Below are 12,697 nucleotides of genomic sequence, written 5' to 3'. Positions count from 1 at the left end.
TACCTCAAGACCCTTGGGGGCAATAAGAGCAGGAACTGCATTGTTCACTCTCTATGATACGGATGGTTGGTGGTGATGCTCCAGGCCCGATAGAGGCTCTCGGCCACCAGTACCCGTACCAGCGGATGGGGCAGGGTGAGCGGTGACAGTGACCAGCTCTGTTCGGCGGCAGCCTTGCACTCGGGGGACAAGCCTTCCGGCCCGCCTACCAGCAGGGCCACATCGCGGCCATCGAGTTTCCACGCCTCCAGCTGGGTCGCCAACTGCTCAGTGGTCCAGGGCTTGCCCGGAATGTCGAGGGTGACGATGCGCGAGCGCCCCGCAGCCGCCAGCATGGCTTCCCCTTCCTTCTGCAGGATGCGGGGAATGTCGGCATTTTTGCCCCGTTTGCCTGCGCCGATCTCGACGAGTTCAAACGGCATGTCTTTGGGGAAGCGGCGACGATACTCTTCGAAGCCATGCTCTACCCAGGCGGGCATCTTGGTGCCCACCGCAATCAACTGGATCTTCATGGTCGTTACACTTGTGCTCTTATTGCGTATTCATTTGAGCGGCACCGCTCCACAGCTTTTCCAGTTGGTAGAAGTCACGATGTTCATCCTGCATTACATGCACGATCACCGAGCCCATATCTACCAGCACCCATTCACCGCTCAGTTGCCCTTCCACGCTCAGCAGATCCAGACCCGCGTGGCGGGCCTCGCTGGCCAGATGGTGGGCAATGGCGCTGACGTGACGACTGGAGTTGCCGGAACAGATGATCATGGTGTCAGTAATGCTGGATTTGCCGCGTACATCGAGGGTGATGATGTCGCGGCCTTTCATGTCATCGATCTTGTCGATGATAAAGGCATGCAATTCTTGGCCTTGCAATGAGTCTCTCCTGTATTCCGGCGCGCAGCGTTTGCGTCAGGGCGGCGGATTATATCATGGTCACTCCCGTTTCCCATCGGGCGGGGCGGGATTACGACAGGGGCTAGCGGCGGTTGGCGCGGTAGAGCCCCTGTTGATCAATATAGTGCGCAACCGACTCGGGCAAGAGGTAGCGGGTGTCTTGCCCCGCATCCAGCAAGGCCCGCAGTCGGGTGGCTGACAGTTCGATGGGCTGGTTGTCCGCCAGCCAGATATGACCGGTCAGACGCTGATGCAGCGCGTTGGCATCTGTGGTGTGATGGCGCGCCAGCAGCTGCGCCACCCCGGCCGGATAATCCGGTTGCCAGCCCGGCCGCACGCTCACCACCAGATGGGCATGGTCGAGCAGCTCCTGCCAGCGGTGCCAGCTTGGCAGGCTCAGCAGGGAATCCATCCCCATCAGAAAACAGAGCGGCGTACCGGGCAGTTCATGACGCAGCTCGATCAGGGTATCGATGGTGTAAGAGGGCTTGTCCCGTCTCAGCTCCCGCTCATCCACCACAAAGTGGTGGTTCTCTGCCGCCGCCAGTTTGACCATGGCGAGACGCTGTTCGCTCGAGCAGAACGGATTGGCGCGGTGGGGCGGGATATGGTTCGGGATCAGCCGCATCTCGGCCAACCCGAGGGCATCGCGCGCCTCGATGGCCGGGCGCAGATGGCCGATATGGATAGGATCGAACGTGCCCCCCAGCAGGCCAATGGGCGCCTTCAGCACGGGCTGCTCTCCATCACCAGCGGCAGCGGGGTGCCATCACGAAAGCCGAGGGCAATGGTCTGCAGCATCAGCCAGGCCTGCTCGCTATCGAAGCGGCGCTGGGCATCGTCCAGCTGGGCCATCAGTTGCCACAGTTGCTGCAACTTGGCAAACGGCAGTCGGGTCAGTGCTTGCTGAATGAGCTGCTGGCGGCTCTGCCAGATGCGCAGGCGGCTGAAGTGCTCCCCCAGCGGCTGGCCGTTGCGCATTGCCAGCGACAGCTCGGTCAGCTGCTCCAGCTCGCGGCAAAGGGTCCAGGCCAGCATCCCCGGCTCGGTGCCTTCGGCCCGCAGGGCGGCCAGAATGCGCTGGGCCCGGTTCACCTTGCCCTCCAGCAGGGTATCGACCAGCTGGAACGGGGTGAAGTGGGCGTGGCGGATAATGGTCTCTTGCAGATAGGTGACGCTGATGGGCTGGGGCGGCGAGAGCAGGGTCAGCTTCTCGATCTCTTGGCTGGCGGCCAGCAGGTTGCCCTCGTAGGAGTGGCACATGAAGTTGATTGCATCCGGCAGCGCCTTGAGGCCGAAACGCGCAAAACGGGCGCTCATCCAGCGCGGGAAGAACTTGGGCTCCGGATGGTTGACCGGCACATAGGTGCCAATCTGGTAGAGCTTGTCGAACCAGGCTGCCTTCATCTGGGTCTGGTTGAGGCGACCGCCACTCAGCACCAGCAGCAGGTCGGGATGAAGCTGCTTGCCAATTTCGCTGATGCGGGCAGCGAGATCCTTGTCCACCTTGGCGGGCAGCTCCAGCTCGATGATCTGGCGGGCGGAGAAGAGGCTCATGGCCTGACAGGCATCGTAGACCTGATTCCAGTCCAGCCCCTGCTCCACCACGAAGGTGTGGCGCTCATCGAAACCCTGCTTGCGGGCGACCTGACGGATGGCATCGATGGCCTCCAGTCGCAACAGGGGCTCGTCGCCAAAAACGAGATAGCAGGGCCGAAGCCCTGCTTTGAGGTGGTCACCAAATTGCTCAGGGTAGACTCTCATCAAAGTACTCGCATCAGAAGCTGACCTGACTCAACTGCCGGATCACCTGATTGGCCGCCTGCTCCTGCATCTCGCGGTTGAGCTGCTCCTGCTCACGGGAGGAGGCGAGCGCTGCATCCGGCTTGTTGAGGAAGCTGCGGTTGAAGTTGATGGGGAAGACCTGAGTCGGCTTGCCCGGTACCGAGATGGTGAACTGGGTACCAAAGCCCAGCACATATTCGGTGTCCGTCCCCAGCGCGTTGACCGAGGCGACCTGACTGGTGCCGCCTACGCCGCCCAGAGTGAGCACCGGAATGCCCTCCTTGTCGGCCAGGGTCACGCCAGAGGCCTTCAGACGGGTGGTAACCATCCGGTAGAAGTCGCTCTTGTTGTCGCCCACGACCTTCATGGTCATCAGCTCGCTCGGAATGCCGTTGCCGCGCATGTGAAAGCCGCAGCCTTGCAGCAGCAGACCAGCCAGCACGATGGCCATCCAGCGGGTGAAGATGGTGCCCATAGAAAATCCTCTTTGCATTAAGGGAAAGCGGCGGGCGCAGGGCCCGCCGTTATCATCCGTTTGCTGTCACAGATTGGCAATGATCAGTTGGCAGCCAATTAGTTAGCGACAATGTTGAGCTGTCATGGGCCGGTACGTCGTTACCCATGAGTGGCCACACAGTCAGCCAAGGTCGCCAAATGGTATGACATCAGTTGGCAACCGATCAGTTAGCGACAATATTGAGCAGCTTGCCAGGTACATAGATCACCTTACGCACGGTCAGCCCGTCGGTGAACTTCTGCACGGAAGCATCGGCCATCGCCAGCTTCTCGACATCAGCCTGGCTGATCTCGGCCGGCACGGTCAGTTTGCCGCGCATCTTGCCGTTGATCTGCACCACCACCAGCTTCTCGGTCTCGACCATGGCCGCTTCATCGGCCACCGGCCAGGCTGCGTGATCGATGTCGTCGCCCTTGCCCAGCATCTTCCACAGCTCGAAGCCGATGTGCGGGGTGATGGGGTAGAGCATGACCACCACGGCTTCCAGCGCTTCCTGCATCAGGGCGCGGTCCTGCTCGTCGTTGCCGAGCTTGGCCAGATTATTCATCAGCTCCATGATGGCGGCGATGGCGGTGTTGAAGGTTTGACGGCGACCCACGTCATCACTCACCTTGGCGATGGTCTTGTGCAGTTCACGGCGTACCGCTTTCTGCTCGTTGGTGAGAGCAGCTATATCGAGTGCGGCAACGGCGCCACCGGAAACGTGTTCGAAGGTGACGCGCCACAGGCGACGCAGGAAGCGCTGGGCACCCTCTACGCCGGAGTCGGACCACTCCAGGGTCATCTCGGCCGGAGAGGCGAACATCATGAACAGACGGACGGTATCGGCGCCGTAACGCTCGACCATCAGCTGCGGGTCGATGCCGTTGTTCTTGGACTTGGACATCTTGGTCATGCCGGAGTGCATTACCTCACGGCCTTCGTTGTCGATGGCCTTGGTGATGCGACCCTTCTCGTCACGCTCTACTTTGACGTCGGTCGGGCTGACCCAGACGTTGCCACCCTTCTCGTCTTTGTAGTAGAAGGCGTCGGCCAGCACCATGCCCTGGCAGAGCAGACGCTTGAACGGCTCGTCACTGTTCACCAGACCCGCGTCACGCAGCAGCTTGTGGAAGAAGCGGGCGTAGAGCAGGTGCATACAGGCGTGCTCGATACCGCCGATGTACTGATCCACCGGCAGCCAGTGGTTGGCAGCAGCCGGATCCAGCATGCCCTTGTCGTAGTCCGGGGAGCAGTAGCGCGCGTAGTACCAGGAGGACTCCATAAAGGTGTCGAAGGTATCGGTCTCGCGGAACGCTTCCTGACCGTTGTAGGTGGTCTTGGCCCACTCGGCGTCGGCCTTGATCGGGCTCTGGATGCCGTCCATCACCACATCTTCTGGCAACAGTACCGGCAGTTGATCTTCCGGCGTCGGCACCACGGTGCCGTCAGCCAGGGTCAGCATCGGGATGGGGGCACCCCAGTAACGCTGACGGGAGACGCCCCAGTCACGCAAACGGTAGTTGACGGTGCGCTTGCCCTTGCCGAGCCCTTCCAGCTTGTTGGCGATGGCATCGAAGGCGCCCTGGAAGTCGAGACCGTCGAACTCGCCGGAGTTGAACAGCACGCCCTTCTCGGTGTAAGCCGCTTCGCTCACGTCGACGTCGCCATCAACCGGCTTGATCACCGCCTTGATGTCGAGGCCATATTTGGTGGCGAATTCAAAGTCACGCTGATCGTGGGCCGGAACCGCCATCACGGCGCCGGTGCCGTAGTTCATCAGCACGAAGTTGGCGACCCAGACCGGTACCTTGCGGCCATCCAGCGGGTGAATGGCATAGAGGCCGGTGGCCATGCCCTTCTTCTCCATGGTGGCCAGCTCTGCTTCGGCTACCTTGGTGTTCTTGCACTCTTCGATGAAGGCGGCCAGCTCAGGATTGTTCTGGGCTGCTTGCAGCGCCAGCGGGTGACCGGCAGCGATACCGACATAGGTGACGCCCATGAAGGTGTCCGGACGGGTGGTGTAGACCTCCAGCTGTTCAGTCTGCCCCTCGATATTGAAGCTGATGTTGACCCCTTCGGAGCGGCCAATCCAGTTGCGCTGCATGGTCTTGACCATCTCCGGCCAGCCTTCCAGATTGTCGATGTCGCTGAGCAGCTCTTCGGCGTAGTCGGTGATCTTGATGAACCACTGGGGGATCTCTTTCTGTTCCACCGGGGTGTCACAGCGCCAGCAGCAGTTGTCGACCACCTGCTCGTTGGCCAGCACTGTCATGTCGTTCGGGCACCAGTTGACGGAGGAGGTCTTCTTGTAGACCAGACCCTTCTCGTAGAGCTTGGTGAAGAACCACTGCTCCCAGCGGTAGTAGTCCGGTTTGCAGGTGGCGATTTCACGATCCCAGTCATAACCCAGACCCAGCATCTTCAGCTGGTTCTTCATGTATTCGATGTTTTCGTAGGTCCAGGGCGCCGGCGCGGTATTGTTTTTGATCGCGGCGTTCTCGGCCGGCAGACCGAATGCATCCCAACCTATGGGTTGCAGCACGTTCTTGCCATTGAGGCGTTGATAACGGGAGATCACATCACCTATGGTGTAGTTACGAACGTGCCCCATGTGTAGTCGACCAGACGGATAGGGGAACATGGACAGGCAGTAGAACTTCTCCTTGTCTACCTTTTCCACGGCCTTGAAGGTTTTCTTGGCATCCCAGTGCTTTTGCACTGCTGGTTCGATTGATTGGGGAACGTATTGCTCTTGCATTGGTGACATCCGGATCTGTGAAATGAATAGATAAATCAGCTGGGAAATCGCAATAGAATACCCATATCCTGCGGCGGCAACAACCGCCAGCGTCCCTTGGGCCTTAAGCCGGGCCAGATCAGGGTTTAGTAGAGGAGTTAGAGCCATGGACAAACGTCAAAAAGGGTACGAAGCCTTCATTGCCGAGCTGCAAAAACAGTGGCAAGAGACTGAAGAGTTCCAGGGGGAGCGCCTCAACCGGATGATTGCCAAGGTGCAGGCCTATCTGGAGGCCGCCAGCGACCTGACTCAGGACGAGCTGGCGCTCATCGCCGAGTACGTGAAGCGGGATCTGGGCAACTATGACGAGGGGCGCCATGACGATAGTGCGCAGGTGGAAGAGTCTGCCTTTATGTTGGCCCTCAAAGACACCGCCTGGTCCTGGCTGGCGGATGTGACCGACCGCGCCCAGGTGGAGTGGCGCGAGCTGGCCGACGAGCTGGAGCACAAGGGTGTTTACGAAGCGGGTGACTGGGTAGGGCTCGGGGTCATGGTGTGCGACCAGTGTGGCTGGCGCCATACCGTGCTGCACCCACAACAGCTCGATACCTGCCCCGAATGCGGCTGCGCCGAGTATCATCGCGAGCCGCTCTCGCCCTGAGTCATGCCATCAAGGCGGACGAGATAACGAGCAAAAAGGCGCCATCAGGCGCCTTTTTCTTGCTTGCAGGTTTCGTCGGGGCGTTTACTTGCCCGCGACGGAGAGGCCGCCAAAACGGATCTGCGGGGCGTAGAAGCCCTTGCCGTCGTTGTGGTGCAGGGTATCCCCGACCGCTTCCAGCTCGCCCAGCAGGCGGTAGAAGTTGCCTGCTACCGTGATGCCGCGCACCGGCTGCAGGCGAACTCCATCGCGACAGAGGAACCCTGACGCGCCAAAGGAGAAGTCGCCGCTCACCGCATCGGCACCCGAATGCAGGCCATCCAGCTTGACCAGCTCCAGATAGTCGCCGCTCTGCACCTCCGCTTCGCTATGGGGGCCCGCGCCAAACACCAGATGGCGAGCGGTCACATCGAGGGCGCTGCGAGCGCCGCGGGCGGCCGAGCCGTTGCTGGCGACGCCAAAGTGGCGGGCAGTGGCGCTGTTGTGGAGCAGGGTCCTCAGCTCCCCTTCGCCAATCAGCAGCAGATCAGAGCTGGCCGCCCCCTCGCCATCAAACGCCTTGATGTTCATGCCGCCCGGCATATAGACCCGGCTCTCCAGAGTAAGCCAGCGTGACGCTACGCTCTGGCCGACCTTGCTGCGCCAGGGGTTGATCCCTTGTTGGGCCCACTTGCCCGACAGCACACCCTGAAAGCAGCCAAACAGGCTGGCGAAGCAGTTGGTGCTGAAGATGACGCTGTAGCGACCGCTCGGCACCGCTTCACCGGGCAGCAGACCATCGGCGATGGCGTAGATCTGCTCGATCAGGGCCTGACTATCCAGCTCGTCGAAGCGACGGCCATACTGCCCCTGCGAGTGCATCGACTGGCGGCCATCCCGTTCCACCAGCGCCGAGGTGTAGCAGCCGACGCTGAACTCGCCGTGCTGGCAGAGGGTACCCTGACTGTTGGCGAGCCAGAGCTGGCTCTCCCCTTCGAAGAAGCTGTTGTAGGGGGCGCCGCTCACATCGGGCATGGCCAGCATGTCAGATTCGAGGCGCAGGGCCAGAGCGATCTTCTCCTCAACCGGCGTGGTATCGGGCTGGTTGATCTCGGCGCAATCTGTGGTGATCCGGCTATTGGCCACCGAGATGCGCTGATCCGGATCCACCTTGGCAAAGCGGCTGGCATCGAGCGCATCCTGCAGCATGGCATCCAGCGCCAGCTCATCGAGGGATTCCGAGTAGGCGATGCCGACCCGACCTTCTTTTATCAGGCGAATACCGAGCTGCTGGCTGCTGGTGACCTTGTATTCACCCAGCTCGCCCTTGTCTGCCTTGAGGGAGAAGGCCTTCTCCTGATTGGCGATGATGTCTGCCTCGGCGTTGAGGGCGGCCACCTTGTCGAGCAGGCGGGTGAGCAGTTGGTTCATGTCGAGCTGGCTCATCAGGCGTTCCCTCCCACCAGAATATTGTCCACTTTCAGCGCCGGCTGGCCCACCGAGGTGGGGACCGAGCCCGAGACCGAGCCGCACATGCCGGCGGCCAGTGCCAGATTGCGGCCCACCATGGAGATCTCTTTCAGCACCTGCGGGCCGGTGCCGATCAGGGTGGCCGACTTGAGCGGTTTGGTGATCTTGCCGTGCTCGATGAGGTAGGCCTCCTGCACGTTGAAGTTGAATTCACCGGTGCCGGGCTGTACCGAGCCGCCCCCCATCTTCTTGGCGTAGATGCCGTGTTCCACCGTGGCCAGCATGTCGTCGAGGCTGTGGTTGCCCGGTTCGATATAGGTGTTGCGCATGCGCGAGGTGGGGGCGTACTTGTAGGATTCGCGCCGACCCGATCCGGTGCGGGCATAACCGGTCTTGAGGGCGCCCATTCGGTCCACCAGAAAACCGGTCAGTACCCCGTCCTTGATGAGCTGGGTGTGCTGGGTCGCCATCCCCTCGTCATCGACGTTGATGGAGCCCCAGGCATTGCCTTGCAGTCCTTCATCCACTGCATTGACCACAGGATTGGCGATGAGCTGGCCCATCTTGTCGTGGAATACCGACGCCTTCTTGGCCACCGAGGTGGTCTCCAGCAGGTGGCCGCACGCTTCGTGGAAGATGACGCCGCCAAAGCCGTTCTCCATGATGACCGGCAGGGTGCCGCTCGGGCAGGGAGCCGCGCCCAGTTTCACCAGCGCCTGACGGGTGGCGGTGAGCGCCAGCTCGCGCGGATCGATGCGATCGGCATGCTCCCACCCCATCAGGGCGCCGGGGGCCTCGTAACCGACGCTCTGCTCGCTCCCTTCCATGGCGATAGTCTGGGCCATGATGCGGTTGTAGTGGCGGCGATCGGCCACTTGCACCCCTTCGCTGTTGAAGATCTCCACCTCCTGCTCCCAGCCCAGCACGTTGCCGGAGAACTGGCTCACCTTGTCGCTCTCGGCGCGGGCCGCCGCATCCATGGCGTGCAGATAGGCGATCTTCTGCTCCAGCAGCTTGTCTGCCGAGAGCGGCAGCGCCACCGGGTTGCGATCGCTCAGGCGTGTGAAATCGAAGGCGGTGGCGGTCACCACAGGGTCGCGGCGGTCTTTGGCCGCCAGCAGAGTGACGATGCGTAGCAGTTCGTCGCGGCTGGCCAGATTAGTGTAGCCGTAGAGCACCTTGTGGCCGTAACAGAGGCGCACACCGATGCCGAAATCGAGGCCGCCGCTGATGTTCTCTATCTGGCTGGAGAGCAGGCTGAGCTGGCTGCGGCGCTTGCGCTCCACAAACAGCTCGGCGAAATCGGCACCCAGCGCCAGCGCGTGATCGAGCACGTCACGGGCGATGGAGGGGGCCAACAGGGAGAATGGAGTCATAGAATATCCTTTTCTGGTCTGTCCGTTTGCTTCCGACATCCGGCTCTGATTGTTATAGGATGTCGAGTCCATTGTTGCAGACCAGCACAAAAAAGTCGCTATAGCGTCATGCGATGATACCGATTGAGAAAATCGGTGCGATAACTGCGCCCGGGCGGCCACATCAGCGGGTGAGTGGCCGCCTTGAGAGGAGGGGGCCGGATTAGAGCAGGGCGTGGATTTCGCTCAGGATCTGCTCGACCCACAGCTCGATGCGCGGATCGGTCTGGTCATATTGGTTGGCATCATCGAGGGCCAGCCCGACGAAGTGACGGCCATCGTCGATCAGTGCCTTGGAGGCATCGAATTCGTACCCTTCGTTGGGCCAGTAGCCCACCAGCTTGACCCCTTTTGGCACCAGCTGATCGTGCAGCATGCCGAGGGCGTCCTGGAACCATTCGCCATAACCGAGCTGATCGCCGAGGCCAAACAGGGCCACGATGCGTCCCTCCAGATGGAGGTCGGCGATATCTTCCCAGCGGGACTCCCAGTCCTCCTGCAGTTCGCCAAAATCCCAGGTGGAGATGCCGAGGATCAGGATCTCGTAATCCTCCATCCGGCGCAGGGAGACATCCTTGATATTGTGAATATCCACCAGCTCGGGGCCGATGAGGGCGCGGATCTTCTCGGCAGCCATCTCGGTGTAGCAGGTGGTGGAACCGTAAAACAGACCAATCTTCATCGCTCTACTCTCTGTTGGCGCTTTCTCGCTTGCTGTTGGCGCGTTCTCGCATGCTCGTGTGGGCTGCGCCATGTTGGCAACACGATGGGTAACGTAAGGGGAGGGCGCCAGTCTAGCAGATTGCCATTCGACCTTCACCGCCCGGCAAGGGGTGTGGCAAACGAGCCTTATCTTTCCAATGAAAGTGCCTTGTCTTTCCAAGGAGTTGGCGCGTTACAATGGGCCATCGATCCCCTGATTGCAGCGCACCATGAGCAAACCCGACCCCCATCCCCTGATTGAACCCTTCCTCGATGCCCTCTGGCTGGAGCGGGGATTGTCTGACAACACGGTCAGCTCCTATCGCAGCGATCTGGAGAAGTTCTCCCTCTGGCTCGACGAGCAGGGGAGCTCGCTGCTGCTGGCGGGGATGGACGAGATCCAGCACTACCTCGCCTGGCGGGTCGATCACCAGTTTGCGGCCAGCAGCACCGCCCGCTTCTTGTCGGCCCTGCGCCGCTTTTACCAGTATCTCAACCGCGAGAAGCTGCGCAGCGACGATCCGACCGTGCTGCTGGAGGGGCCCAAGCTGCCGAAAAAACTCCCCTCCGATTTAAGCGAAACGGAGGTGGATGCGTTGCTGAGTGCGCCGCTGGTGGATGACCCGCTGGAGTTGCGGGACAAGGCGATGCTGGAGCTGCTCTACGCCACCGGCTTGCGGGTTTCCGAGCTGGTTGGGCTCACCGCCGAGCATGTCAGTTTGCGTCAGGGCTTGGTGCGCGTAGTGGGCAAGGGCAACAAGGAGCGGTTGGTGCCGATGGGCGAGGAGGCGATGCACTGGCTGGAGCGTTACTACCGGGAGGCCCGCACCCTGCTGCTGGGGGGCACCACTTCGGATGTGGTCTTCCCCTCCAAGCAGGCCCGTATGATGACCCGCCAGACCTTCTGGCATCGCATCAAGCTTTACGCGCAGCGGGCCGGGATCAACGGCGAGTTATCCCCTCATACCCTGCGCCACGCCTTTGCCACCCACCTGCTCAACCACGGCGCCGACCTGCGAGTGGTACAGATGCTGCTGGGCCATGCGGATCTCTCCACCACCCAGATCTACACCTATGTGGCCAACGAGCGGCTCAAGGCCCTGCACGGGGAGCACCACCCCCGCGCTTAAGCCCGTTGCAGCCGATTTTTGCCCGCTTGTTTAGCCTGATAAAGAGCTGCATCGGCGCGGGCCATCACACTGTCTGGGGCATCATGCAGGGATTCGGCAATGCCACCGCTAAAGGAGACGCTTAAGCCCTTTTCACGCCAATCCTGTTGCCCCATGCTGATACGCCACTGCTCCATCAACTGCTGTGCACTGGCAATATCTGTCTGTTCAAAAATGGCGACCAGCTCTTCCCCCCCAAAGCGGCACAGGGTTGCCTGTTCCTCTAAATAACTGATCCCAATAGTGCTACACCTTCGCTGTGCCATAGCCATTCCCCGGGAAAGGAGACACGGTATCCATGAAGTGTTTCACTCGGGCCAGCAGGTTTGCCATCCCTCTGCATTGATGATTGCGCGTGATGGTTTCATGTAACTTGTGCCATAGCCGTTCTATGTGATTAACCCAAGGGCTGTAAACTGGCTGGAACACCAGGCAGAACTTGGGATTCTTCTTCAACCATCGCTCGGTCTGTTTGCTTTTGTGAATGATGTAGTTATCGAGGATCAACGTGATGGTTTTGGCTCGTCGGTAGTGGTGGCGCAGCTTTTCCAGCATGGCAATAAACAGCGATGAGTTTTTCTTGATCCCGCTGACGTAAAGTACCCTTCCGTTGCCTGCGTGGAGAACGCCTGCCAGATAATGCTTGGCATTCTGCCCCGGTGTGACAACCCGCTTTTGCTGCGCTCTGAACATCCAGTCGGCTCCTAATTTGGGATTGAGGTCTATATCGACTTCATCCTCATAAAACACCGGATTATCGGCATCACAGCGGGCCAGCGCGGCGTCGATATTCGCCATTTTTTCCTGATAGGCTGGGTCTTTTATCCGCAAGGTCGGCACGGGCCTGCGCCAGACAATGCCCATACGAGGTAACCATCGGCGGAGCGTGGAGGCTGCCACATTGAGCCCTGTTAACCGATTGATTTTTATAGCCAATAGTTCAGTACACCAACGGCTGCGCTGATAACCAAAATCTTGCGGAGAAAACTGCATGAGCAGCACCAGTAAGGTGACAATCTTGGCGATAGGTAAGACTGGGGCACGGCCAGCCGGTAAGGCTTCTAGCGCATCTATGCCTTCATCTCGATACCACCGAAGCCAACGACCGATGGTCGAGCGCGCAGCGCCGGTAAGGTGATGAACATCGGTGATCGTGCGTCCTTCATGTAACAGCAAGATGGCCATCAAGCGACGAGCATGTCCTTTATCACGGGTGGCATGGATGATTTTGTGAATGCGGCGCCGTTGTGGTCGTGGCAGAGGTGGTAGGATAGGCATCAACTCAGTCCTTTGGGTGTGGCTTGTTTTGTTTAGCGACTAATCAGATCGCACAAACTGGACTGAGTTCCCTTCCTCCGGTGATCTACTATTCGGAACAGCTATTTA

At 60.2% G+C, this 12,697-nt stretch carries 12 protein-coding genes and 1 pseudogene; 2 read left to right on the top strand and 11 right to left on the bottom strand.

Annotation, left to right across the window (positions count from 1 at the left end; translation table 11 throughout):
* Positions 1–44: 44 nt before the first annotated feature.
* The 6 genes from rlmH to leuS all read right to left on the bottom strand — a co-directional run bounded on the left by rlmH (position 45) and on the right by leuS (position 5,936).
* Positions 45–512 (bottom strand): 23S rRNA (pseudouridine(1915)-N(3))-methyltransferase RlmH, encoded by a 468-nt coding sequence (rlmH, locus tag AB5Y84_RS07655; RefSeq protein WP_005335166.1) that lies wholly within the window; start codon positions 510–512, stop codon positions 45–47.
* A gap of 19 nt (positions 513–531) precedes the next feature.
* Positions 532–873, bottom strand: a complete 342-nt coding sequence (gene rsfS, locus AB5Y84_RS07650) for a ribosome silencing factor (protein ID WP_005335165.1) — start codon at positions 871–873, stop codon at positions 532–534.
* Positions 874–976: 103 nt separating this feature from the next.
* Positions 977–1,627 (bottom strand): nicotinate-nucleotide adenylyltransferase, encoded by a 651-nt coding sequence (nadD, locus tag AB5Y84_RS07645; protein WP_021229735.1) that lies wholly within the window; start codon positions 1,625–1,627, stop codon positions 977–979.
* Positions 1,621–2,658: a DNA polymerase III subunit delta gene (holA, locus tag AB5Y84_RS07640; RefSeq protein ID WP_021229736.1), complete on the bottom strand. Its 1,038-nt coding sequence runs from the start codon at positions 2,656–2,658 to the stop codon at positions 1,621–1,623. The genes nadD and holA overlap by 7 nt, the downstream gene beginning before the upstream one ends.
* Positions 2,659–2,671: 13 nt before the next feature.
* The gene (gene lptE, locus AB5Y84_RS07635; protein WP_139747808.1) at positions 2,672–3,154 is read right to left on the bottom strand and encodes an LPS assembly lipoprotein LptE; all 483 of its coding nucleotides are present in this window, start codon (positions 3,152–3,154) and stop codon (positions 2,672–2,674) included.
* Between the two features lie 205 nt (positions 3,155–3,359).
* On the bottom strand, positions 3,360–5,936 hold the full coding sequence (gene leuS, locus AB5Y84_RS07630) for a leucine--tRNA ligase (protein ID WP_368176716.1): 2,577 nt from the start codon (positions 5,934–5,936) through the stop codon (positions 3,360–3,362).
* Positions 5,937–6,081: 145 nt separating this feature from the next.
* Here leuS and AB5Y84_RS07625 point away from each other — a divergent pair, with 145 nt between their 5' ends.
* On the top strand, positions 6,082–6,576 hold the full coding sequence (locus AB5Y84_RS07625; RefSeq protein WP_005335155.1) for a zinc ribbon-containing protein: 495 nt from the start codon (positions 6,082–6,084) through the stop codon (positions 6,574–6,576).
* An 84-nt stretch (positions 6,577–6,660) separates the two neighbouring features.
* Here AB5Y84_RS07625 and AB5Y84_RS07620 read toward each other — a convergent pair whose 3' ends face one another.
* From AB5Y84_RS07620 to fldB, 3 genes are all read right to left on the bottom strand, one after another.
* Complete coding sequence (locus tag AB5Y84_RS07620) at positions 6,661–8,001, bottom strand: TldD/PmbA family protein (protein ID WP_257725900.1); 1,341 nt, start codon at positions 7,999–8,001, stop codon at positions 6,661–6,663.
* Positions 8,001–9,401 (bottom strand): TldD/PmbA family protein, encoded by a 1,401-nt coding sequence (locus AB5Y84_RS07615; RefSeq protein ID WP_368176715.1) that lies wholly within the window; start codon positions 9,399–9,401, stop codon positions 8,001–8,003. Before AB5Y84_RS07615 ends, AB5Y84_RS07620 begins: the two co-directional genes overlap by 1 nt.
* A 202-nt stretch (positions 9,402–9,603) precedes the next feature.
* Entirely contained in the window at positions 9,604–10,122 is a 519-nt protein-coding gene (gene fldB, locus AB5Y84_RS07610) for a flavodoxin FldB (protein ID WP_236271571.1), read from the bottom strand.
* A gap of 250 nt (positions 10,123–10,372) precedes the next feature.
* Between fldB and xerD the strand changes: the two genes are divergently transcribed.
* Entirely contained in the window at positions 10,373–11,272 is a 900-nt protein-coding gene (gene xerD, locus AB5Y84_RS07605) for a site-specific tyrosine recombinase XerD (protein ID WP_368176714.1), read from the top strand.
* Here the strand turns inward: xerD and AB5Y84_RS07600 are convergent.
* Both AB5Y84_RS07600 and AB5Y84_RS07595 read right to left on the bottom strand, forming a co-directional pair.
* A pseudogene (locus AB5Y84_RS07600) lies at positions 11,269–11,538 on the bottom strand (GGDEF domain-containing protein); the annotation flags it as partial. The gene xerD and the pseudogene AB5Y84_RS07600 overlap by 4 nt on opposite strands.
* Before the next feature lie 19 nt (positions 11,539–11,557).
* Positions 11,558–12,589 (bottom strand): IS630-like element ISAhy2 family transposase, encoded by a 1,032-nt coding sequence (locus tag AB5Y84_RS07595; RefSeq protein ID WP_001809438.1) that lies wholly within the window; start codon positions 12,587–12,589, stop codon positions 11,558–11,560.
* Positions 12,590–12,697: the final 108 nt, after the last annotated feature.

The sequence above is a fragment of the Aeromonas sp. s11 genome (assembly GCF_040907945.1).
Lineage (GTDB): Bacteria > Pseudomonadota > Gammaproteobacteria > Enterobacterales > Aeromonadaceae > Aeromonas > Aeromonas veronii.
The sequence above is the reverse complement of the archived record's forward strand: the minus strand, read 5'-3'. Positions and strand labels throughout refer to the sequence as shown.